Annotated in this window: 23 protein-coding genes and 1 pseudogene; 16 read left to right on the top strand and 8 right to left on the bottom strand. The window is 45.7% G+C overall.

All coding sequences use genetic code 11. The features are described 5' to 3' along the window. The first annotated feature begins 349 nt into the window (after nucleotides 1-349). The 6 genes from ACKA06_RS01370 to putP all read left to right on the top strand — a co-directional run bounded on the left by ACKA06_RS01370 (nucleotide 350) and on the right by putP (nucleotide 4,482). Nucleotides 350-1,069: a YebC/PmpR family DNA-binding transcriptional regulator gene (locus ACKA06_RS01370; RefSeq protein ID WP_032085567.1), complete on the top strand. Its 720-nt coding sequence runs from the start codon at nucleotides 350-352 to the stop codon at nucleotides 1,067-1,069. 278 nt (nucleotides 1,070-1,347) lie between these two features. Continuing rightward, nucleotides 1,348-1,560 carry a hypothetical protein gene (locus ACKA06_RS01365; protein WP_032085568.1) on the top strand — a complete coding sequence of 71 codons (213 nt, stop codon included), beginning with the start codon at nucleotides 1,348-1,350 and terminating at the stop codon, nucleotides 1,558-1,560. A gap of 12 nt (nucleotides 1,561-1,572) precedes the next feature. Next, nucleotides 1,573-1,713 carry a hypothetical protein gene (locus ACKA06_RS01360; protein WP_169792815.1) on the top strand — a complete coding sequence of 47 codons (141 nt, stop codon included), beginning with the start codon at nucleotides 1,573-1,575 and terminating at the stop codon, nucleotides 1,711-1,713. A gap of 16 nt (nucleotides 1,714-1,729) precedes the next feature. Beyond that, nucleotides 1,730-1,930 (top strand): hypothetical protein, encoded by a 201-nt coding sequence (locus tag ACKA06_RS01355; RefSeq protein ID WP_032085832.1) that lies wholly within the window; start codon nucleotides 1,730-1,732, stop codon nucleotides 1,928-1,930. 134 nt (nucleotides 1,931-2,064) lie between these two features. Further along, nucleotides 2,065-2,628: an NAD(P)H oxidoreductase gene (locus ACKA06_RS01350; RefSeq protein ID WP_032085569.1), complete on the top strand. Its 564-nt coding sequence runs from the start codon at nucleotides 2,065-2,067 to the stop codon at nucleotides 2,626-2,628. A gap of 384 nt (nucleotides 2,629-3,012) precedes the next feature. Beyond that, nucleotides 3,013-4,482 carry a sodium/proline symporter PutP gene (gene putP, locus ACKA06_RS01345; RefSeq protein ID WP_064563424.1) on the top strand — a complete coding sequence of 490 codons (1,470 nt, stop codon included), beginning with the start codon at nucleotides 3,013-3,015 and terminating at the stop codon, nucleotides 4,480-4,482. 47 nt (nucleotides 4,483-4,529) lie between these two features. Here putP and ACKA06_RS01340 read toward each other — a convergent pair whose 3' ends face one another. The 3 genes from ACKA06_RS01340 to ACKA06_RS01330 all read right to left on the bottom strand — a co-directional run bounded on the left by ACKA06_RS01340 (nucleotide 4,530) and on the right by ACKA06_RS01330 (nucleotide 6,056). Beyond that, nucleotides 4,530-5,372, bottom strand: a complete 843-nt coding sequence (locus ACKA06_RS01340; RefSeq protein WP_411158877.1) for an undecaprenyl-diphosphate phosphatase — start codon at nucleotides 5,370-5,372, stop codon at nucleotides 4,530-4,532. 59 nt (nucleotides 5,373-5,431) lie between these two features. After that, nucleotides 5,432-5,623, bottom strand: coding sequence for a hypothetical protein (locus ACKA06_RS01335; RefSeq protein ID WP_058299018.1), 192 nt, complete (start codon nucleotides 5,621-5,623; stop codon nucleotides 5,432-5,434). A gap of 106 nt (nucleotides 5,624-5,729) precedes the next feature. Then, entirely contained in the window at nucleotides 5,730-6,056 is a 327-nt protein-coding gene (locus ACKA06_RS01330) for a hypothetical protein (RefSeq protein ID WP_197670036.1), read from the bottom strand. A 134-nt stretch (nucleotides 6,057-6,190) separates the two neighbouring features. Between ACKA06_RS01330 and ACKA06_RS01325 the strand changes: the two genes are divergently transcribed. Continuing rightward, a complete protein-coding gene (locus tag ACKA06_RS01325) occupies nucleotides 6,191-6,616 on the top strand; it encodes a DUF1284 domain-containing protein (protein WP_411158876.1) in 426 nt (141 codons plus the stop codon). 315 nt (nucleotides 6,617-6,931) lie between these two features. On the opposite strand, the gene ACKA06_RS01320 is transcribed toward ACKA06_RS01325, so the two are convergent. Continuing rightward, nucleotides 6,932-7,783 (bottom strand): TetR/AcrR family transcriptional regulator, encoded by an 852-nt coding sequence (locus ACKA06_RS01320; RefSeq protein ID WP_411158875.1) that lies wholly within the window; start codon nucleotides 7,781-7,783, stop codon nucleotides 6,932-6,934. Nucleotides 7,784-7,942: 159 nt separating this feature from the next. On the opposite strand from ACKA06_RS01320, the gene ACKA06_RS01315 reads away from it, so the two are divergent. The 3 genes from ACKA06_RS01315 (at nucleotide 7,943) to ACKA06_RS01305 (ending at nucleotide 15,006) form a co-directional block, all read left to right on the top strand. Next, on the top strand, nucleotides 7,943-11,089 hold the full coding sequence (locus ACKA06_RS01315) for an efflux RND transporter permease subunit (RefSeq protein ID WP_032085833.1): 3,147 nt from the start codon (nucleotides 7,943-7,945) through the stop codon (nucleotides 11,087-11,089). Between the two features lie 601 nt (nucleotides 11,090-11,690). Next, complete coding sequence (locus ACKA06_RS01310) at nucleotides 11,691-13,019, top strand: oligosaccharide flippase family protein (RefSeq protein WP_411158874.1); 1,329 nt, start codon at nucleotides 11,691-11,693, stop codon at nucleotides 13,017-13,019. 124 nt (nucleotides 13,020-13,143) lie between these two features. After that, nucleotides 13,144-15,006, top strand: a complete 1,863-nt coding sequence (locus ACKA06_RS01305; protein WP_064563416.1) for a cation:proton antiporter — start codon at nucleotides 13,144-13,146, stop codon at nucleotides 15,004-15,006. A gap of 677 nt (nucleotides 15,007-15,683) precedes the next feature. Here ACKA06_RS01305 and ACKA06_RS01300 read toward each other — a convergent pair. From ACKA06_RS01300 to ACKA06_RS01285, 4 genes and pseudogenes are all read right to left on the bottom strand, one after another. Continuing rightward, nucleotides 15,684-15,857: pseudogene (locus tag ACKA06_RS01300) on the bottom strand (GNAT family N-acetyltransferase); the annotation flags it as partial. A gap of 12 nt (nucleotides 15,858-15,869) precedes the next feature. Beyond that, a complete protein-coding gene (locus ACKA06_RS01295; protein WP_411158873.1) occupies nucleotides 15,870-16,139 on the bottom strand; it encodes a GNAT family N-acetyltransferase in 270 nt (89 codons plus the stop codon). A gap of 167 nt (nucleotides 16,140-16,306) precedes the next feature. Beyond that, a complete protein-coding gene (locus ACKA06_RS01290; protein WP_032085577.1) occupies nucleotides 16,307-16,444 on the bottom strand; it encodes a hypothetical protein in 138 nt (45 codons plus the stop codon). A gap of 69 nt (nucleotides 16,445-16,513) precedes the next feature. Next, nucleotides 16,514-17,248: a TspO/MBR family protein gene (locus tag ACKA06_RS01285; RefSeq protein WP_411158872.1), complete on the bottom strand. Its 735-nt coding sequence runs from the start codon at nucleotides 17,246-17,248 to the stop codon at nucleotides 16,514-16,516. Nucleotides 17,249-17,430: 182 nt separating this feature from the next. On the opposite strand from ACKA06_RS01285, the gene ACKA06_RS01280 reads away from it, so the two are divergent. The 6 genes from ACKA06_RS01280 to ACKA06_RS01255 all read left to right on the top strand — a co-directional run bounded on the left by ACKA06_RS01280 (nucleotide 17,431) and on the right by ACKA06_RS01255 (nucleotide 23,265). Then, nucleotides 17,431-19,212 (top strand): M3 family oligoendopeptidase, encoded by a 1,782-nt coding sequence (locus ACKA06_RS01280; protein ID WP_411158954.1) that lies wholly within the window; start codon nucleotides 17,431-17,433, stop codon nucleotides 19,210-19,212. 170 nt (nucleotides 19,213-19,382) lie between these two features. Next, complete coding sequence (locus ACKA06_RS01275; RefSeq protein WP_197670042.1) at nucleotides 19,383-19,727, top strand: lmo0954 family membrane protein; 345 nt, start codon at nucleotides 19,383-19,385, stop codon at nucleotides 19,725-19,727. A gap of 365 nt (nucleotides 19,728-20,092) precedes the next feature. Further along, a complete protein-coding gene (locus ACKA06_RS01270; RefSeq protein ID WP_032085837.1) occupies nucleotides 20,093-20,746 on the top strand; it encodes a PspA/IM30 family protein in 654 nt (217 codons plus the stop codon). A 116-nt stretch (nucleotides 20,747-20,862) separates the two neighbouring features. Then, on the top strand, nucleotides 20,863-21,594 hold the full coding sequence (gene liaF / locus ACKA06_RS01265; RefSeq protein ID WP_032085581.1) for a cell wall-active antibiotics response protein LiaF: 732 nt from the start codon (nucleotides 20,863-20,865) through the stop codon (nucleotides 21,592-21,594). Beyond that, the gene (locus ACKA06_RS01260) at nucleotides 21,591-22,640 is read left to right on the top strand and encodes a sensor histidine kinase (RefSeq protein WP_411158871.1); all 1,050 of its coding nucleotides are present in this window, start codon (nucleotides 21,591-21,593) and stop codon (nucleotides 22,638-22,640) included. Before liaF ends, ACKA06_RS01260 begins: the two co-directional genes overlap by 4 nt. Beyond that, a complete protein-coding gene (locus ACKA06_RS01255; protein WP_032085583.1) occupies nucleotides 22,633-23,265 on the top strand; it encodes a response regulator transcription factor in 633 nt (210 codons plus the stop codon). The genes ACKA06_RS01260 and ACKA06_RS01255 overlap by 8 nt, the downstream gene beginning before the upstream one ends. Nucleotides 23,266-23,537: the final 272 nt, after the last annotated feature.

The raw sequence follows: 23,537 nt of genomic DNA, 5'->3' as shown, positions 1-23,537 counted from the left end.
TAGAATGGATCATAAATTTCTAAAATGGAACATAAATCGCCAAAATGGATCATAACCCCGTCCCGACCACCAAATTTCCGCCGTTCAAAATTCTCATAAAGTCGAATGAGGATTTTATTTGCACAAATATCCATTTTTTTTACTCACCAAAGACGATTTTGCACAAAAAAGAGCAACCTTAAGGCTCACCAACCGCCGACGGAAAGCGAAGCATTGCACGGAAATCAACTGCGTATTTTAGCCTCACTCCAACACATTAGCCAACTTTCGCCCTTTTCATGTATAATGAAATGGACAAACAAACATTCATTATCGATTAATTTTATAGACTGAAAGAGAGTGAAACAGAATGGGACGTAAGTGGAATAATATTAAAGAAAAGAAAGCGTCAAAGGACGCAAATACAAGCCGTATTTATGCGAAGTTCGGACGTGAAATCTATGTAGCGGCGAAATCCGGCGAGCCTGATCCAGACCTGAATCAGAATTTGAAATTCGTGCTGGAGCGTGCGAAAACGTACAACGTTCCTAAACATATCATCGACCGTGCCATTGAAAAGGCTAAGGGCGGTTCCGAGGAGAATTATGATGAGCTGCGCTATGAAGGCTTCGGCCCGAATGGATCAATGGTCATCGTTGATGCACTTACAAACAATGTTAACCGCACAGCTTCGGAAGTACGGGCGGCGTTCGGTAAAAACGGCGGTAACATGGGTGTGAGCGGCTCGGTTGCGTATATGTTTGATGCAACTGCCGTCATTGGAGTTGAAGGGAAATCTGAAGAGGAAGTCCTTGAGATTTTGATGGAAGCAGATGTAGATGCACGCGATATCCTTGAAGAAGATGAAGCAGTCATCGTTTATGCCGAGCCGGATCAGTTCCATGCCGTGCAGGAAGCGTTCAAAGGTGCAGGCGTGGACGAGTTCACGGTTGCTGAATTGACGATGCTTGCCCAAAATGATGTGGAGCTTCCTGAAGATGCTCAGGCACAATTCGAAAAAATGATCGATGCCATTGAAGACCTGGAAGATGTCCAGCAGGTCTATCATAATGTGGATTTGGGAGAGTAAATAACCTGTAGCGTATTCCTTAATGGGATACGCTTTTTCTTTTGCTTTTTTAGACGATGCTGTTTTTTAAAAGTTTGTTGCTTTTCGTAAATTGGCTGGCAGTCTGAATATTGCTCGTGGACGTGCTCTTTTCGAATTCAAGTTTAAACTACAGGTGGACGGACATCAGTAAATACCCAAGTTCAAAAGCAACAAAGTATGCGAAAAGAGCTAGACGAAAAACAACCCTGCATGTTTTGAATCCGCACAACTCATACTAAAACATGGAGGTGGTACAGGTGGAAAGAGATAAAAAAGAAACCGAACTGAACTTTGACACACCCATCAATCCGGAATATCAAAGCTTCATGCCGGAGAAGGATGGGCGCTATACTTCTGTGGAATTTAAGGAAGCATTCCACGGGGAATCAGTTGATGAACTGAGGGCGATCGAGGAAGGGAATATTTATTTTGCCGGGAAAGAAATCGGCCAGCAAAACGAAAATGGATAAGGAGGAGTCGTAATGAACACAGAACATTATCCGGTGGCAAAGCTTTCAGATGAAACGCTGGACAAATTACAGCATATTGAAAGCGAATTGCGCAGCCAAACCGATGAAGATATTGTGCTTATTGCCTATAAAAAAGAGAAGGAAGCTCATTAAAATGGAGGCAGGGGAAATGGATAAAGGAAAAAAAGAACTGCCTGACTTCAAGCAGCTTGATGATCGGCTGATTGCGGAGCCTTCACAAGGCCCCTTTTTTGAAATCAAAACCAATCTTGATACGCCGGTCACCGAAGACAATCCGTACATCTCATCAGAAACGAGCAATGAAGAGATCGAAAAGATCAAACGATTTTTCGATGATGACGTTTACTGATGTAAGACCTGGTCTTATAGGGATCAGGTCTTTTATATTTGTCTGTTTCGGGCCGGTTCATTCAGAGGGTCGAACGAACAATTTTTTTCAAAAGCCGTCCTTATTGTTACAATTGATAACTAAGAGGTGATATTTTGAAAGTATTGGTCATTATTTCACATCCCAGAACAAATTCTTTGACGTTCTCGATTGCCAAGCATTTTCAGGAAGGTTTGCAGGAACAGGGACACAAAGCGACAGTGTTGGATCTCTACCGGGAAGAATTCGATCCCGTACTCAAGGAGAAAGATGAGCCCGGATGGGGGAACCCCGTTAAAACGCGGGCGACACATGTGGTGGAAAGTGAAAGGAAAAGGCTGAAACGTTATGATGCTTACGTCTTTATCTTTCCGATATGGTGGGGAGGTTTACCGGCGATATTAAAAGGGTATATAGATAGAGTCTTCTTCTACCCTTCTCCTTCTAAATTCCGTGCTGACAAAGTGCTCTGGCTGGGACTTGCCGGCGACACCGAGCAGGAATTTACTTCAAGCGGACATGATAACGCTTTAAAACACCAACTAATTCATGGTATTTCAAAAAAAATGGGCATAATGAGTTCAGAAACAAAATTCTTTTTCGACACGAGTGACAAGGATAAAAAATTCGATTATGAAAAAACTATGGAAAAAGCTTATCAACTCGGCCTTTCTTTTTAAAAAAACAGGAAAAATGTCACGGTCTCTTTAAAATAAATTTAAATAATTTTTAATGAATAAATATCGAGTAATACTTTATATTTGTGTTTAAAATGGATATTTAATGTATATTTATTCATTGGTATCCTCGTTTTTGAAGCGCCGGACTTTTATTTTTTCTGTGTTATGTTATGATAATTCCTGTGTCTACATCGGAGAAGGTTATTGCAGAAGAGATTTATTGTGTATAAAAAATACAAAAATATGTATAAGGAGGTTGTTGCTGCGTGGGAGAACAATTGACTATGGCAACGTGGTTATGGCTGACCATACCAATGCCGCTATTGATTCTTTTATCGATCATTACATTCTTTACAGAAAAAACAAAGGAGTAGATAACAGACTATGGATATCAATATAGAAACGTTAACGTCGATTATCATTTATTTAGTAGGTATGTTAATCATCGGTTATTTGGCCGCTAAATTGACAAGTAATTTATCTGATTATGTATTGGGAGGAAGACGACTGGGCGCGGGAGTTGCAGCGCTGAGTGCGGGATCCTCGGACATGAGTGGATGGTTGATGCTTGGACTGCCGGGTGCGGTATACGCAAGCGGTATGGGTTCCATCTGGCTGGCAATCGGGCTGGCTGTGGGTGCATACTTGAACTGGCAATTCGTTGCGAAACCATTCAGGGTCTATACGGAAGTAGCGAACGATTCAATCACCGTTCCTGATTTCTTTGAAAATCGTTTCCACGATAAAAGCAAAATACTTCGAGTGTTTTCTGCAATAATCATTCTCATTTTCTTCACCTTTTACACTTCATCAAGTTTAGTCGGTGGAGCAATCTTATTGGAACAATCATTTAATATGGATTACCGTTTGGCCCTTTGGGTAGGTGCTGCAGTTATTCTGTCTTACACATTCTTCGGCGGATTCCTGGCGGCAAGCTGGACGGACTTCATCCAGGGGATCCTGATGTTCCTTGCATTGATCATCATCCCGATTGTTGCAATCAATGAGCTCGGCGGCTGGAGTGAAACAGTAAGTGCTGTCGGAGCCATCGATACGTCTTATCTTAATATCTACACCGGCGCTACATTTGTAGGTGTCGTTTCACTATTGGCATGGGGTCTTGGATACTTTGGACAGCCTCATATCATCGTCCGTTTTATGGGGATTAAATCAACAAGGGAAATTCCAAAAGCACGCCTGATCGGTATGGTGTGGATGATTGTTTCCCTATTCGGAGCAATCTTCGTCGGATTCTCAGGTATCGCTTACTTTGCAGATTCACCGCTTGAGAACTCAGAAACAGTATTCATCATGTTCTCCCAAGTTCTGTTCAACCCTTGGGTAGCCGGATTCTTACTGGCGGCAATCCTTTCTGCGATCATGAGCACAGTGGATTCACAGCTGCTTGTTTCTTCAAGTGCACTGGCTCAGGATTTCTATTCTGCAATCTTCCGAAAAGATGCAAGTCAGAAAGAAGAAGTTCTCGTCGGCCGTATTTCAGTTGTGGTCATCGCGATCATCGCCATCTTCCTTGGATATGACCGTGACAGTAAAGTATTGGAGCTTGTAAGTTATGCGTGGGCAGGATTCGGTGCCGCATTCGGACCGGTTGTCATCTTCAGCTTGTTCTGGAAACGCATGACGCGTAATGGTGCGCTTGCAGGTATGCTGACAGGTGCAGCAACCGTCATCATCTGGAAACAGCTGAGCGGCGGACTGTTCGACGTCTATGAATTACTTCCGGGATTCATCTTTGCATCGATTGCAATCATGGTCTTCAGTTTTGTCGGCAATGGCCCATCAAAAGAAGTACAGGAAGAATTCGATACAGTGAAAGCTCGTTTAAGAGATTAATCAGTATAAAAGAAAGGCCCGATACTCCGGTATCGGGCCTTTCTGTTTTAGAAATAAAAATAAAGTACATAAATGACCAATACCAGCAAAATGCGGTAGATCGCAAACGGAATCAATTTCACTTTGTTGATCAACTTTAGAAAGAATTTAATCGAAACAAGCGCGAAAATAAACGCAGAGATGAACCCTGCAGCCATGAACGGAAAGACATCGATCGTAAAGTACTGCCAGTTCTTTGCGAGAGACAGCACGCTTGCCCCGAGCATGATCGGAACGGCCATGATGAAGGTGAAATCTGCTGCCGTCCTGTGATTCATGCCAAGCAGGACCCCGCCCGATATCGTAGAACCCGACCGTGAAAAGCCCGGCCAAAGTGCGAGACATTGGATGAGTCCGACGATCAACGCCTGCTTGTGAGTAATCATGTCCACCGATTCAACCTTCACAGAGTTGTATTTCGAGCTGATCACATCGGCAATGATCATGAATACCGCGCCGACGAATAAACCGATCAGGACTGTCTCTATTGAAAATAAATATTCATCGATCGCGTCTTCGAATAAGACACCTAACACACCTGCCGGAAGCAGGCCGACAATAATGTGTGACAATTTTAGTTTATCGCCTGAAGATTTAACCGCTGTTCTCCGGGACTTGAAGTCCAGCATATCCATGAACCGTTCCCCGAAGATGACGATCACGGCCAATATCGAGCCGAGCTGGATGACTACCTTGAATGTATTCGCCGGGTACTTACCCAGAAATTCCTTTGACTGCAGCCACAGGTCATCCACAATGATCATATGTCCTGTCGATGAGATTGGCGCAAATTCAGTCAGACCTTCGACCAGTCCTAAGATGACTGCTTTAATTAATGTGTATAGATCCATTGTTGTTCTCCATTCTGTAAAAAATAATGTGGGGCGATAAAACTCTGTACCCGCGGCGGTCAGAGGCCGAATATCTTTGCAATCTTATCCCAGTTCATCAACTGCGACGCAGGGATATCGGGGAAAATGGAATCCAGGCTTTCTCCCATTAAGATGGAAGAAAAATAAATTGCCGCTAAGAAAGCCGCCAGACCTGCAAGGCAGGTGATGATGCAAATAATCGACTCTTTACTATAATTGTTCTCTCTCAATGAAATTCTCTCCTATACTCGGAATTTAATTTTCTAAGGCAATACAAACAAACCTCAGAAATGACTGAAGTTGAAAATAAATCATCTATTCATTTGAGTATGAGATTTAGATAGAGAGGTAATTCGAACAGTGCATGACCATATGGAGGAATCCGCCGGAATCAGGCGAAATGACCATATCAAATAAGTTCACATTGGAAAGTGAAGTGAGGATGGCTTGTCTGAAATGTAAAGAAGGCTTTTTGGGTAGCAAAATGTCAGGAAGCTGCGGCAAAGATGACACCGATGAAAGTATGACATCGACTCCTGTAATATAGGAGTTGTCGGTTATGCTCTGCTCATCGTCTGTAATCAATACATAGCGGTCTGTATTCTGCATAGGAAAGAAAAACACGATAGTGCTTAACAGAAATAATAGAGCAAACTTCTTCACCTTCAAAGCCTCCTTCTCAAACAAGACTAAATCTATTATAACTGCTTTTACCGGAGTGTCTAGAAAATGATGGGGATTTCTTTTAGTATTAGAATATGGAACTCTATTAAAATATGAAAGGAGGCGCTGCATGGATGAATAGGAAGCTGAGGGGCCACCATCTCCTATGTACCCACGGATTCAGGGGGATGGGGTACAGCGAGCGCTTCGTTAAAGTCATGTCAGATATCACTGATGATATCCGTGATGAAGATTCGGATTTTCAGGTGCAGGTGCTGCAGGGATTCGATGATGCCTGTCAGGCTTGTCCGCACAGGGGCCGGACAGCATGCGAGAAGAGTGAGGACTCAAACGGGCACGTCCTGTCGATGGATGGGAAAGTAATTAGCCATTTAGGATTAACTGCCGGGGAGACCTATATGAAATCAGACCTTGTCCAGCTGACAGTTGAAAAGGTGAACCCGGATGATCTCGATTACTTATGTGAAGGATGTTCCTGGCTGGAGTATGGGGTGTGCAAGGAAGGGATCAGGGAGTTGAAAGAGAAGTATGGGGGTTAGAGGGTAAGTGAGTTGGATTGGTGATGAATTTGGCAGGTTTTTTAGATGGATTCAGCTGGGATTTAGTCAAGTCCGGTTAATATTGAGGGATATACCTGGATAATGGTTGTTTTTATTAGCAGGAAGGAAGATATGCTCCCATCCAGGGGTTTATGCTCCTAATTCAAATTTTATGCTCCAAACTGGAAATTTATGCTCCAAATCAAGATTTTATGCTCTTATAATAATGATTCTAATATGGCGGTTACCAATCCAACCTCAGGGCCCAAACCATCAAAAAACCGGGTATCCCTACCCGGCCCAAGCCTGAAGCTCTTAAAGTTCGTAATACTCCCTGATTTTCTCCACTAATCCGCGCAGCGAAGAGTCACCTTCTATGTTAACGATCATTCCCTTGATCACAACCGTCCGTGTTTCTTCTTTTAATATTTCTTCTTTAATCACTTCAAGCGAGATCAATCCTGTTTCGTCTTCAACACTTAGAAGATGTTCATCGATCATGTTGACCAGCATATCTTCATTTACCGGCCCGGCTTCTGCCGACTGCAGCAGGGGAGCCAGTTTCTCGGTGGACAGGACAGGTTCTTCTCTGCTTCCGAGGAGGCCGTGAACCAGGTCATCCACACGTTTCATTATAAACTCTGACAAGTAACGGAAATCCATTTCGACTTTATCGAGCATCACGACTTCAAGGTAAGATTTGAGGATCCCCTGGATGATCAGTGAAAGGTCCCAGAAATATGGTTCGATTTCTTTTCCGTAAATGGCGGTCAGCCGGCGTTTATAAAATTCATACGTGTGTACCTTCATTTGGTGAAGCAGGGCGTGGATGTCTTCGTTGAAGGGCATCGCGTTTTCCCTGATCTGCATGATGATGAATTCTTTATGTTTCCAGACTTCCACGAGCTGGAACTCGAGCTGCTTGCGGAATTTTTCGTATGGCGCCAGGTCTTCGTGCTCGATAAGATCCACCTGATCCCTGATCATTTCGAAATAATATTTCATGATGGCCAGCAGGAGGGCTTCCTTCGATTTAAAATATAAGTAAAAGGCCCCTTTGGAAATGTCACATTCATTGACAATTTCCTGGACTGAGGTGGCATTGAATCCCTTGCTGGCAAATAACTTTATGGATGTTTCGATGATTAACTTTTCTTTTTCCTTCATGCTTTTCTCTCCCCGGTAAACTCCTTATTTACATTATGACCGATTGGTCAGTAAAAATAAACCTTTATTTTCTAACAAGTATTGACTATTGACTGTACGGTCAGTTATATTAGTCTATGTTATGACTAGTCAGTCAGAAAGAGAAGGGATGAATAAAGAGTGAACAGTATAATCAATTTTGTGCTTAAGAATAAGTTTGCTGTTTGGCTGATGACCATCATCGTCATCGTGGCAGGCTTATACTCAGGCTTTAATATGAAGCTTGAAACACTTCCAAATATCAATGTACCGGTTGTCAGTGTGACGACTGTCTACCCAGGCGCAGCGCCTGAAGATGTGGCAGATAAAGTCTCTGAACCGATTGAAAAACGTCTGGAAAACCTGGACGGGGTGAATGTGGTGAGTTCCTCATCTTTTCAAAACGCATCTTCCGTCCAAATTGAATACAAATTTTCAAAAGATATGGATGAAGCAAAGACAGAAGTAGAAGAAGCTTTATCCGAAGTTTCATTTCCTGAAGGCGTCCAGGATCCTGATGTGACAAGAATCAGTATGAACGCTTTTCCGGTCATCGCGTTGAGTGTCGCAAACGAGGATCAGTCACTTGCCCAGTTGACTTCTACAGTTGAAGAGACCATTATTCCGGGCCTTGAAGGTCTTGACGGTGTAGCTTCTGTTCAGGTTTCCGGACAGGAAATCCAAGAAGCCAATCTGGTATTCGACCAGGAAAAACTGACGAAATACGGCCTTGATGAAGAAACGGTCAAAAATATGATCAAGGGCTCCGATGTAACGGCGCCGCTCGGTCTTTATACGTTTGGTGATACCCAGAAGTCGGTTCTCGTTGACGGGAATATCTCCACTCTGGAAGATTTAAAAGAAATCAAAATTCCTGTGACGCCGTCCGGCGGAGAGGGCATGGCACCGTCCCAGGGTACACAGGACCAACAGGCACCAACTCAGCAGGCGGCTCCGCAGCAGAACATGCCTGCCGATGTGAAGATCCCTACGGTTGAACTGGGAGAGATCGCAAGCATCGAGGTGACCGGTAAAGCCGAATCGGTTTCAAGAACGAACGGGAAAGAATCCATCGGCGTACAAATCGTAAAGGCGGCTGATGCCAATACCGTCGATGTTGTAAATGCGGTTAAGGACGAAGTGAAGAAATTCGAGGGAGATATCGATAATATCGAGATCATCTCTACCTTTGACCAGGGTGAACCGATTGAACAATCCGTCAGTACGATGCTGAATAAAGCATTGTTCGGGGCGATATTTGCGGTCATCATCATCCTTCTGTTTCTGCGTGACATAAAATCGACGATCATTTCGGTCATCTCGATTCCTTTATCGCTTTTAATTGCGATTTTAGTGTTGAATCAAATGGATATTACGCTGAATATCATGACGCTTGGTGCGATGACGGTAGCCATCGGACGCGTCATCGATGACTCCATTGTCGTAGTGGAGAACATCTACCGAAGAATGTCCCTGAAGGGTGAAATGCTGAAAGGGAAAGAATTGATCCGTGAAGCAACGAAAGAAATGTTCGTGCCGATCATGTCTTCAACGATCGTTACGATCGCGGTATTCCTTCCGCTTGCACTGGTTTCCGGCATGGTAGGGGAGCTCTTCCTTCCATTTGCATTGACGATTGTGTTTGCCCTGCTGGCATCACTTCTCGTTGCCGTGACCATCGTGCCGATGCTTGCGCATTCCATGTTCAAAAAAGGTGCAGGCAAGAAGCATAAAGAGAAGCCCAGCCGCCTGGCGAACTGGTACAAAGGAGTACTGAATTGGACGCTGAATCACAAAATCATCACATCACTCCTTGCAGTGGCGATGCTTGTGGGAAGCTTGTTCCTCGTTCCCCTCATCGGAGTCAGCTTCATCCCTTCCGATGAAGAAAAAATGATGATGGCTACGTATAAGCCGGATCCTGGTCAGACGAAAGAAGATGTAATGGAAATCGCAGGTGAAGCGGAAGAATATCTGCAGGATCGTAAAGGTGCAGAAACGATCCAGTATTCAGTCGGAGGGGAAAACCCGATGAATCCCGGCAGCACAAGCGATGCCATCTTCTTTGTGGAATACAATGACGACACAGAAAATTTTGCTGATGAAAAAGAAAAAGTCATCCAGGACCTTCAGAAACAGACAGATAAAGGCGAGTGGGCACAGCAGGATTTCTCCGCGAGTGCAGGCAGCAATGAAATCGTCGTATTTGTGTACGGTGACACGCTCGAAGAAATCGAACCTGTTGTAAATGATGTCCAGGATAAGATGAAAGACATCAAGGATGTTAAAAAAGTGGATTCAAGCATCTCCGAGTCTTATGAAGAATACTCGCTTGTTGCAGATCAGGAAAAACTGAGCCAGTATGGCCTGACTGCGGGCCAGATTGCCATGGAACTCGGCCAGACCCGCGAACGGCCTGTCCTGACAACAATCGAGAAAGACGGGGAAGACGTAAATGTCTATCTTGATGTTGAAAAAGAAGAATATGAAAACATTGAAGATCTGACCGGAAAAACGATTCAATCTCCGCTGGGTATGGAAGTGCCGATCGAAGAGGTCGTGAAGGTCGAAGAAGGAGAAACATCTGATACCGTCTCAAGACGTGACGGAAAGGTGTACGCGAAAGTCAGCGGAGAACTGAGCTCAAGCGATGTTTCCAAAGCTTCCGCTGCCATCCAGAAAGATATTGAAGATCTTGACCTTCCATCGGGTGTTGATGTAAACATGGGCGGAGTGACAGAGGATATCCAGGAATCATTCACGCAACTGGGTCTTGCGATGCTAGCGGCGATCGCGATTGTCTATCTGATCCTGGTCATTACATTCGGCGGCGGCCTTGCGCCATTTGCCATCCTGTTCTCGCTTCCATTCGCGATCACAGGTGCCCTTGTCGCCCTGCTGATCTCCGGGGAAACCATCAGTATCTCTTCCATGATCGGAGCCCTGATGCTGATCGGTATCGTCGTGACGAATGCCATTGTGTTGATCGACCGCGTCATCCATAAGGAAAAAGAAGGGTTATCTACACGCGAAGCCCTCCTTGAAGCAGGAGCGACCCGTCTGCGTCCGATCCTGATGACGGCGATTGCAACAATCGGGGCACTGTTCCCGCTGGCTCTTGGTCTTGAAGGCGGCGGACTTATCTCGAAAGGCCTGGGTGTGACGGTTATCGGCGGACTGACAAGCTCGACGCTGTTGACGCTTATCGTCGTACCGATCGTGTATGAGATTTTAATGAAATTGAAACGGAAATTGTCCCGTAAAAAGAACGTGACAGAAGAAGTATAAGGTATAAAGGTAAGATGGACAGCTCCCGCTTGGTGCGGGGGCTGTTTTTTTATGGGGGAGGGGATGGATTTTTATGTGTGGAGGGTGAATTTGGACGAATGTGAGGGAGGAATTGCTCCAATTATATGAGTGGGGGGGGTGCCAGGCACCACGGATGGCGGAATGTGAGTTATCAGCGTTTTTGGAGTGGTTAGCGAGAAAGTGAGGGTTTATCGACAATTTTTCCGTGATACCGACGATTCTTCAAAAATCGACAAATTTCACCAGACTCCCAGCGAGCCGCCGCGCAGCTGCTTCTAAGCCGAGCGTTCGAATCCGAACTCACGAGGTTGAGGCTACGAAGTTGAGTCAGGCTCAATCCAGGCATCCTGAGCCTGGCTCATATCATCCCAATAGAGCCAGGCTCAAAACCTCCACTCTGAGCCAGGCTCAATTCACCATATCTGAGCCAGGCTCAATCACCCCTATCCGAGCCAGGCACCACTCTCCCAAGGCACCGCTCACCCAATCCAATCCCCAAATACCCACCCAACCCGCAAACACATAATCACCGGACAACCCTCATACAATGAATTATCATATTCGAAGGTGGTCCGGATCTATGAGTTTGTTTTTAAAAGGCACGCTGGTGCTTGTGATAACGGCTTTTTTTGGTGAATTGGTCGAATTCATGATCAATATGATTTTGGCTCGGGAGCTCGGGGAGGCGGGACTTGGTACATATATGTCGATTTTACCGACGGTTTTTTTGGTGATGATTCTCTCTAGTATGGAGCTGCCGATCAGCTTGTCGAAGTTCATTGCGGAAAAGGATGAGAAGTATCATCGCGGCATGCTTCAGTATGTATTCAGGTTTGCCGTGCTGACGACGATTTTTCTTTTGATTGGGATGGTACTTGTCTATATGTGGACACCTCTGTTCCAAGGGATTCATGCGGGTATCCGCTGGCTGATCCTGGCTGTTATTCCTATTGTGGCGTTTACCTCGATCACAAGGGGGTATTTTATGGGGGTCCAGCAGATGCGGAAGATCGCGGTCGCCAATTTTCTGCGTAAAGGGATACAGCTGATCCTCCTTGTTTCCATTTATCAATTTTTATCCTTCACAAGCGATACATCCATCTTTATTGCATTATGTACGCTGGTCGCCAGTGAAGCGGTCGTATTTATTTATTTGATGCAGGCTTACATTCTTAACCGGAGGGGTAAAGGGAAGGAAGGTATCCTGCATGTTCGTTTATCGAAGGGGGAGATGAGGAGGTCGATATTATCCGTCTCTGTCCCGACCACTGTCCTGAGGATTTTTCATGCTTTTACCCATGCCGTTCAGCCTTTTCTTATAAAATTGGCACTCGTCCACGCAGGGATGGGGGCGGTAGAAGCGAATGAACATTTTGGCATGATGGCCGGGATTGCATTGACTATCGGCTTTTTCCCTTCATTTATCGCTTTTTCGCTGTTGATCGTCCTGATACCGACAATTTCCGAGAAAGCTTCGGCGAATGATGGGGAGGGGATCCTCCAGCACTTGAAGCAGGTGATGTGGATCACGCTTGGGTACGGGGTGCCGGCAGTTGCCATCTATTATTTGCTGGGTGACTATATCACTGTGACGTTTTTCCACTCGACTACCTCTGCGTTTTACCTCAAGCTGCTGTGGCCGTATTTTTTCTTTCATTTTCTAGTGCTGCCACTCCAGGCTTTTCTCATCGGTCTCGGTCTGGTAAAGGATGCACTGATCCATACGGTTTGGGCAAGCATATTTTCCTTCAGCCTGATTTACATACTCGGGTCTCATCCTGATTTCGGCATGACAGGGGTCATCATCGGCATGAATGCAGGTGCAGTATTGAGTGCTCTTCTTCATTATGTGACGATATGCAGAGAATTGGAAACGACTATTTGGTTAAAATCAGCGGTAAAAATGTAAACTAACACATACTAGGATTCTTATCTTTTGCAACGAACCGCCCTTACCGATTATCATGTTCCATAAGCATAATGCCATCATTACAGCAGCGAATTTGCTAATTCATACATCAAAGGAGTACGCGATGATTGATTCTATATTGTTTAACTTAATGCTAATCGGTTTTCTCGGCATTGCTTCCCAATGGCTCGCATGGCGATTCAGGATGCCTGCCATTGTCGTGATGTCGATTGCAGGCCTTCTTGTAGGGCCGATATTCGGGCTGATCGATCCAAAAGCTGATTTCGGTGATATGTTCAAACCGATCGTGTCGCTGGCCGTGGCCATCATATTATTTGAGGGAAGTTTGAACCTCGACTTCCGTGAAGTAAGGGGACTTGGAAAACCTGTCTTCCGCATCGTGACATTCGGGGCTCTGCTGGCTTGGATTTTCGGTTCTCTCGGCGCCCACTATGTAGCCGGATTGTCATGGGCGGTGGCATTTGTCATCGGAGGATTGTTCATTGTGACAGGTCCGACAGTGATCCTGCCCCTTCTCAGGCAGGCAAAGCTGAAGCCGCGGCCTGCCGCAATTTTGAAATGGGAAGGGATCGTGGTAGACCCGTTTGGGGCATTACTGGCTGTCTTTGCATTTGAAATCATCAACTTTCTGATCAGCGAACATGTCACTGCAACCTCATTGCTCCTTTTCTTTGCAGCATCTATTTTTGCAGGAGTGTTCGGATGGCTCGTGGGGAAATTCACTGCCTTCATTTTTGAAAAAGGACATGTCCCCGAATTTTTAAAGTCGCCGGTTGTGTTCGTATTGGTGCTTGCAAGTTTTGCGATATCCGACCAAATCATGCATGAAACGGGTCTACTGGCAGTAACGGTGATGGGGATGACCCTGGCGAATATGCATATCTCTTCAATTGATGATATGCGCCATTTCAAAGAGAATATCTCGGTGCTGTTGATATCGACCATTTTCGTCATGCTGACAGCATCGTTATCAGTTGATACGCTGCTGCGGATCTTTAATTGGAATATCGTTGCATTCGTTCTGCTGATGCTTTTCATTGTCAGACCTTTATCAATCTGGCTGTCAACGATCGGGACTGATCTTTCGAATAAAGAGAAGCTTCTTGTCGGGTGGATCGCTCCGAGGGGGATCGTGGCACTGACGGTTTCAAGTTACTTTGCTTCCGTCCTGCTGGAAAAAGGATTCGAGGATGCATCGATCCTGACGTCGCTCACGTTTGCCCTCGTATTCTCGACTGTCGTGGCACATGGGTTCTCGATCAAGTGGCTGGCCAAGAAACTGGATCTTGCCATTGATGAGCAGCCGGGTGTTGTGATTGTCGGAGGCAACAGCTTCAGTACAGAACTCGCAAAGACACTCCAGGAATTGAAGATTCCGGTTTTGATTGCCGATTCTTCCTGGCAGCGTCTGATTCCGGTAAGGAAAGCGGGAGTACCTTTTTACAAAGGAGAAATCCTTTCGGAGCAGACGGAGTATTATCTCGATCTGACACCGTATGAATATATGATTGCGGCAACTGAACTTGACTCTTATAATGCACTTGTCTGCACCACCTTTGTCCCTGAAATCGGGAGGAATAATTTATTCCAGCTGAGCCTGCGCAATCAGGGGGAAGTGGATCTTGAGGACATGGTTCACACCATCGGGGGAAGAATCCTCTTCCAGGAAAATGTGACTTGGGAAGAATTGAATAAGCGGATAGAAAGAGGAGATGTGTTCAGGAAGACGAGCATCACGGAAAAATACCGCTTTGAGGCTTATCTTGAAGAACGTGATGAAAATACACTGCTGCTATTCGCCCTGAAGCCTTCAGGCAGAATCGAATTCTTCACCGAGGGTGCATCTCCAAAAATCGAACAGGGAGATACCATCGTAAGTCTTACCCAGCGCTGCAAGGAAATGAAAAAAATCAACGAGAAGCTTGCAGAACAGCGTGAGAACAATCAGAATGGGAATGTGAAATAAAAACAAAAAGAAGCTGGGACAAAAATGTTTTAGTCTGAATAAAACCCGAACTAATTTGCACAAAATGAGGCAACTCAGTTCGGGTTTTTAATTTCTACCGGTTGATTGGAGTGCAGGACGAAGACTCCTGCGGGAAAAGCGAGTTAGGTGAGACCTGTCCAGCTCCAGCGGCTAGAGGCTCGAGGTCATAAGTCAAGAAAGCCAAAAAGGCAAAGTACGCCTTTCCGGCTTTCTCGCCTTATGCTTGTCGCCTCTGGGCGAGCCGCTTCCGCTTTTCTATTTGTCCAGCTCCAGCGGCTAGAGGCTCGAGGTCATAAGTCAAGAAAGCCAAAAAGGCAAAGTACGCCTTTCCGGCTTTCTCGCCTTATGCTTGTCGCCTCTGGGCGAGCCGCTTCCGCTTTTCTATTTGTCCAGCTCCAGTGCTTAGAGGCACATGACATAAGTCAACTCGCCCAAGAAGGCAAAGAACGCCTTCGTGGGCGATTCGCCTTATGCCACCAGCCTCTGACCAAAGCCCTTCCGCTTACCTAACCCGCAGGAGCAGAGCGACGAGGAGGCTCACCAACCGCCCGCGGAAGGCGAAGTCTTGCCCGGAAATCATTAGCGGTATTAAGAACCTACTGCTATTGTTCGTATTTAATGATGATTTTTTTAGTCCCAACCTCTTTTCACACTGATTATTTATCCAGCTGCCAATAAAGCATATCATTAACTTTTCCGGTTTTTGTCATATTTAGTTTCTCTAATACTTTAATGGAAGGGATATTATCCTCCAGGCATTCAGCAACTATTTTATCTACAGAATGAGAATGAAGTGCCCATTCAATGAGACATGTTAATGCTTCTGTTGCATATCCTTTATTTTATTCAGAAGCTTTTATCCCGTAACCGACTTCTACGGAATTTTCTTCATCAGGCTTGCCTTTAAACCCCATATCTCCAATGATTTTATTCGTTTGTTTATCGATTACAAACCAGACACCCCACCCAAACACAGATGGGTCTTCTTTTAATTCTTCAAGGTGCATTTCGATGTGAGGTCCAAGTTCGTAGTCTTGAGCAGAGTGAGTTGCGAATGCCTCATCACTGCAAGGAATTAGTTTTAACCTCTCTGAAAACAGCTCTATACTCATGTTCATTCCCCTTTGATTCTGATTGATAAAATCATTTTATATCCAATAATTTGAAATAACAACAAAAAATGTTGATCTGCAAGACAAAAAACGCACTGTGAATTCCATGTAGAATTCAAGTGCGTTTTTCTAAAGCAACTCATAGAGCATCAGCCCGGTGCTTTAAGTTATTTTTTCCGGGAGTACTGCCCGCCAAGGAGTTGTTTCACCTGGTTGTACGTCAATCCCGACTCGCTGTTCAGCTTTTTCACTTCTTCAATATCTGTTCCGGAAACCGTCCGCTTCTTGCCGTGACCATTTTCCATACAAAAACACCCCCTCCAACTTAATGTCAGTCAGAAGCGGTGTTTCTATACCTGGGTACCCTGATGCCGTTAAGGACGTCCGGGAATGCGGGTCTTTCGGTAGAACAGGGTGATGAGCAGAATGACGATAGCCAGGGTGTATGCGGTATAAGCAAATGCTCCATGTGCATCTAAGTTTTTCATGCCGATCCCAACAAACGCGCAAACGAAGACAAGCGGATACAGCCAATCCTTTTGAGAAACTCTGACCACTATCGCAAGTACCGTTGCAATCAGCAGGCCGCCGTAAGACCAGAAACTGCCGGCACTGCCCTCTCCAATCAGACCGATGTCGGTAAAATAGTAGAGGATGTTAACGATCATTGCTATCGAGATCCACCCAAAATAAATTGAAAATGGGGCCATATCCAAGAGAGCCGGGTCCGTCCGTTTTACCTCCCTGTAAAGTGATGCGATGGTCAGGAACAGGCCGATCATTACAAATACCGAAACAAGAAAATAATTATAATGCCAGACAAGGATCCAGCCGGAATTCAGCAGACAGCTCAGTATGAAGAGACCGCTCGTGTTCTGATAAAGTGGCAGCCCCCTCCTGCTTTTAGGGATCATCCTCAGTATCCACACAGCCAATAGCAGATAAATCAGGCTCCATATCGAAAATACATAACCTGCCGGAGTCAGCAGGATATCCAATCGGTCGCTTATTTCCGAGGTCGATTGGTTATTTAGGGGCAATGTGACGGAAAGTATGTTCATGATGATAACAAGTGCAAAGGCCAGGATGTTCAATATCAATTTTGTCATAAGTAGTCCTCCCATCTTTGTCTAAACTAAATCTATGCGGAGTTATATTTTTAATACTATTCCACTGTTCTGTCAGGGTTAATCTTTTTTTAGAGAGTCGAAATATCTTTCGATTAATGGGAGGATTCAGTCCATGAATCGAGAATAATACAAAGACAGGTATTAGATAAAAATAGGGGGCAATTATGAACACTACATATTCTGATGTATGGGATTTAGATGTATTTTTTCAAGGCGGAAGTGAGTCACAAGCATTCAGGGAACATCTCGAAACGCTGAAAAAAATGAAAACGCATTTCGAGGAAAATGCGATTGCTTTTCACCCGCCGCAGTCAGGCAGCGATGCCGATCTCGTGTGGAATTTGATTGAGGAAGCCAAAGAAGTGATGCTTTATCTGCGTCAGGCAGGGGCGTTCGTCAGCTGCCTTGAAGCCCAGAACATGCACGACCGGAAAGCTGATGAGCTGAGGGGGGAAATCACGAGCATAAGCGCGGATTTTTCTTCTGTTTTCACGAAATTTCAGCAGCAGCTCTCAGACAGCTCCGAGGAAGTTTGGGAGGAGCTCCTTCAGCATGACAGGTTAAAAGAAATCACATTTGTCTTAAATGAATGGAGACAAAAGGCAAAAGATAAATTGTCCAGCACGGAGGAAGCGCTGATCGGCGCCCTTTCGGTGGACGGATACCATGGCTGGGGCCAGATGTATGACACGATTGTCGGCTCAATGGAGATCACGCATGAAGGCAGACAGCTCTCGGTCGGACAGGCAAATAATCTGCTGTCGAGTCCTGATAAGCAAACTAGGAAAGAGATTTTCGAAAAGCTGGAAGAGGCGTGGAAGCAGAATGAAGAATTATTTGCGAAGACGCTTAATCACCTGGGCGGTTTCCGGTTGACTGTTTACAAGAAGCGCGGCTGGGAAGATATCATGAAAGAGCCGCTTGAATATAACCGCATGAAGCAGGAAACACTCGATGCGATGTGGGGGGCGATTTCAAAAAATAAAGCTCCGTTTGTGGACTATCTTAATCGGAAAGCGCAGTTATTGGGCAAAGAGAAGCTCGACTGGTTCGATCAGGATGCACCGGTTGCCGAATCGACGAGCACGATGAGCTATGATGAAGGAGCCCGCTTCATCCTGAAGCAATTCGCCCGTTTCGGGGAGGAAATGGCCGGATTTGCTGAAAAAGCGTTCGAAGACAGCTGGATCGAAGCGGAAGACCGTGCCGGCAAACGTCCTGGCGGATTCTGTACATCATTTCCGATGAACGACCAGTCACGGATTTTCATGACGTATTCAGGGAGCATGTCCAACGTATCGACGCTCGCTCACGAACTCGGGCATGCTTTCCACTCCTACGCCCTGCGTCCGATGCATACGCTAAACCGCAACTATGCGATGAACGTCGCTGAAACAGCTTCAACCTTCGCGGAAATGATCGTCGCAGATGCAGCTGTGAAGGAAGCGGAGACGAAGGAAGAAAAAATCGCCCTTGTGGAAGATAAACTGCAGCGCAGCGTCGCCTTCTTCATGAACATCCATGCCCGCTACCTGTTTGAAACCCGCTTCTATGAGGAGCGTAAAAAAGGAATCGTTTCTGCAGATAAACTGAATGAACTGATGGCGGCAGCCCAGAAAGAGGCTTTCGCAGGTTCACTGGGGGAAGTGCATCCGCGTTTCTGGGCATCCAAACTCCATTTTTATATCACAGGTGTACCGTTCTATAACTTCCCTTACACCTTCGGCTACCTGTTCTCACTGAGCATTTACGCAAAGGCTCTCGAGTCAGGTGAGAATTATGAAGAAAAGTACATGGCGCTGCTTCGCGATACAGCAATCATGAACGTTGAAGAACTCGCCATGAAACACCTCGGGGAAGACATCACCCAGGAAGCATTCTGGGAAAAAGGCATAAAGCTCTGCATTGCCGATGTCGATGAATTCCTTGAACTGACAAACTAAATCGAAGGCCCGTCCCCCATCGCTTTAAAGCGGCGGGGACGGGCTTTTTTATATGCAGTCCTACCCGGGCTAAGCCTCAAGTCTTAGCTGAAAATAAAGCCAGAGCTCGTTATGGGGACTGCGAAAACCAGGTAGGATAAAGACATGAAGAAGAAAGGAGGCAACAACACATGAAAAAATTCGGATTGCTCTTAGCGGGAGGGATCGCAGCGATCGTGCTGCTTGCCAATTTAGGACCGATCGTGGGGCTCGCGCTGTCCCTGGTGATCATGTATTACAGCGTCAAGGCGTTCCTTAAAACAGACTCAACATTCAAAAAGGTCCTTTGGGCCCTGATCGGACTGGCGGCATTCAGCGCCACAGTATCCAACTTCCCGGCCATCATCGGACTCGTCGCACTCTACGTCCTCTACGTAATCTACAAAAACTGGAAAAAACAAGACATCATCATCCAAGAAACATCCAACGACCCATTCACCAACTTTGAAAAAGAATGGTCGCAGTTAAAGAACTAGGGTTTTATCAGTAGATCTTGGTCCATAGACAAAATGCAGTGTTGTATGTCTTGAGAATTTTAAGTTCCATCCAGCGGTTGATTGGAGTGCAAGACGAAGACTCGCCCATTTAGGCGCAAAATGTGTGAGTTTTGCATCCAGTTTAACAATATAAGACTTTCATACTTGGATGGATGTCTAGAGTGGATTGTAGCGGAAGGCACTTGACTCCGACGGGAAATAGAGGAAAAGTCGAGACCCCGCAGGCGGAACGCCGAGGAGGCTTGACTTCCTCCCCGCGGAAAGCAAGTGCCTGGAGCGAAAAGGAACGGTCCATGTTCAAAACCGATAGTAATAAAAAACATATCAAAAGGAGAGAAAAAACCATGCCAAACTTATTCCAAAGAATCAAAAATACAGTCATGTCCGACCTGCACGAAGCATTAGATAAAAAAGAGAAGAAAAACCCGATCTCCGTACTTAACCACTACCTCAGACAATGCGAAAACGAAGTAGAAAAAGTCAGGAAACTGGTCGAACGCCAATACCTTCTCAAAGAAGAATTCACAAAAGAATACCAGCAGGCAGTGAAACTTGCGGAAAAAAGAAAACATCAGGCGGAAGTGGCTTCAAAGGCAAGCGAAACCGAGCTTTACGAATTTGCCCTTCAGGAACAAAAATACTATGATGAGCGCGCAGAACGCATCGCGGATCTTAAGCTGAAGGCTGTGAAAGAGCTGGATGAGCTCGAAAGAAAATACGAGGAAATGAAGCATAAGTTGAAAGATATGTACATCAAAAGAATGGAGCTTATGGGCAGGGAAAATATCGCCCGCGCCCATAATAAGATGAACAGCGTGCTGGAATCTTCATCAGGCTACAATAACGCCTCGTTCTCGAAATTCGATGAGATCGAGACGTACCTGGATCAACTCGAGCACGGGGTGAACTCCTCATATTACCGCAACACAATCGATGCGAAAATCGCCAAATTGGAAAAAGAAATGAAAAAAGAGGAAACTGAAGCCATTCCATCGTAAAACATGGTATTCTTATAACAGAAAAAAGGGGGAGCCCATCCAGGGTTCACCCTCTTTCATACTATCAGGGGAAAAATAAAATACTATACATACATTCATGAAAGGAGGAACCCCCTTTGTTCAATAGACTGCGTTCAGACGGCATCAGCTGGATCATTTTGATCGGTACGTTACTCATCCTTTTGGAAGTCTCTTTTTATGACGGGGGGGTTCTGGTCTTTCTATTCTTAGCGGCATTTGCCATTTATTTCGGCCGCAAGAAACTTCATAAAAAATCAGGCAAGATCCTTTTCTGGTTCGGGGTCATCAGCCTGGGGATCAATATATTCAATACCGTCGCATTTAAATTTTTGCTTTTTGCCATTTTAATTTTCATTATCATGAGATTTGCGGATTCGAAGAAACATCCGAAATATATAGCGCCTGACATCAAAGAAACATTCACGCAATCCCAGGAACCGCTGATCATGAAGAAAGCTGCCCTTCAAAACGAATGGTTCGGAACAAAGCGCACGCCTGAGGATGTGTTTGAATGGAATGACATCAACATCCAGGGGATCATCGGTGATTCGGTCATCGATATGGGAAATACAGTGCTTCCGAAAGGGACGTCGGTCGTATCGGTCCGCAATATCCTTGGGAATGTGGAAATCCTCGTCCCGTATGAAGTGGAAGTAAGCATTCATCACTCTGTGCTCGCGGGTTCGATTGAGATATTCGAAAGTGTGGAACCGAAAGCGATCAACCAATCCCTATACTATCAAACGCCGGGTTACGAAACGGCAGGCCAGCGGGTGAAGATTGTGACCTCCCTCTGGATCGGTGACTTAGAGGTGAAGAGAATATGAGTACGGTCGGAAAACAACTGGCAGCCGGATTGTTCTTTTCACTTTGTGTATTGATTGTCGTGGCCCTGTCATTTTTCTATTTGTACCCGCTTGAAGACTGGTCCCTCTTATGGGAAGTCGAAGTGATGGACATACCGGCGGCCGGCTTCATTCTTCTGGTCACCATCCTGCTCGGGCTCATATTCGGTCTGCGCTCGGGTTGGCTCCATAAAAAACAGCTGCATGAAATCGAAGATGCCCTCCTCCATGTAGAACAGGGGAGGACCTTCACCCCGGCAGAGTCCTCGTCTGCAGAACTACAGCTTATTTGGAAAAAAGTGGACTCACTGGGGAAGCATCTTGCCGACCAGGCAAGGTATTCACAGAAGCTTGCCAATGAAAAAGCGGAGGAGCAGGAGAAGCGGATCCAGGAAATCGTCTCACAGGAGCGCAACCGGCTTGCCCGGGAGCTTCATGATTCAGTCAGCCAGCAGCTCTTCGCTGCTTCCATGCTCATGTCGGCAATCACGGAGACGCCGTCATCGACAAGGACGCCACAGGAAGAAAAACAGCTGAAGATGGTGGAGCAGATGATCCATCAGTCACAGCTTGAAATGAGGGCACTCCTTCTCCACTTGCGCCCTGTTGCACTTAAGGGTAAGGACCTGCAAGAAGGAATGAAGGAGCTGCTGGTCGAATTATCACAAAAGGTGCCTCTCGATATTCAATGGAAGATCGAGGATATGAAACTCGACAAGGGAGTGGAGGACCATCTGTTCAGGATCCTCCAGGAATCGGTTTCAAATACTCTCCGGCATGCCAAGGCCTCGTCCCTTGAAGTGCTGTTGATCAAAAGGGAATCCATCATCATCATGCGTGTCGTGGACGACGGTCAGGGCTTTGACGTCAACGAATCGAAAGCCACGAGTTCATACGGTCTTCAAAATATGAAGGAAAGAGCCATCGAGATCGGCGGTACATGCAAGATCATCAGTATCCCAAATAAAGGCACGCGCCTTGAGGTGAAGGTGCCGGTTGTAGAGAATGTAGGTGAAGAAAATGATTAAAGTCGTATTTGTAGATGACCACGAGATGGTAAGGATCGGTGTATCCTCCTATCTGTCTGCACAGTCTGATATCGAAGTCGTCGGGGAAGCCTCGGACGGGAGTGAAGGGGTGAAACTCGCGCTTGAACTGCGTCCGGACATCATCCTGATGGACCTTGTCATGAAAGAAATGGACGGCATCCAGGCGACGAAGGAAATTATCAGTCAATGGCCAGACGCGAAAATCATCATCGTCACAAGCTTCCTTGATGACGATAAAGTATACCCGGCTCTCGAAGCGGGCGCTGTCAGTTATATGCTGAAAACATCCAAAGCAAGTGAAATCGCGGAAGCGGTCCGCAAAACGTATCATGGTCAATCGATCCTCGAACCTGAGGTGACAGGAAAGATGATGACCAGGATGAGGCAGCGCACGGTTTCCGAACCTCACGAGGAGCTGACCAACCGTGAACTCGAAATCCTCCTGCTGATGACCCAGGGAAAGACAAACCAGGAAATAGCCGATGAATTATTCATCGCCTTGAAAACTGTGAAGACGCACGTGAGCAATATCCTATCAAAGCTTGGGGTGCAGGACCGCACACAGGCCGTGATTTATGCATTTAAACATGATTTGGCGAAATAAGGACCCGGAAGCTGAGGCTTCTGGGTTTTTTTATTTTTCAGGTAGAGAGAGGTTGTTTGAATCTGTCGGATTATGTAGATAAATTTGTAGTTCGCACATAAATCCAGAGGATTCGCACATATATCCAAATTTCCGCACATATACGAAATATTTCGCACTTATATCGGAAATTCCGCACATACCCGACTAACATGCAGGCTTTTAGTCCTATTCGAACACATCGACTGTCGTAAAAAGGATAAGAATTAAGTTCTATGAAATTTAAGGAAATA

Source organism: Rossellomorea oryzaecorticis (assembly GCF_045897515.1).
GTDB classification, from domain to species: Bacteria; Bacillota; Bacilli; order Bacillales; family Bacillaceae_B; genus Rossellomorea; species Rossellomorea enclensis.
This window is presented reverse-complemented; position numbering and strand designations above follow the sequence as displayed.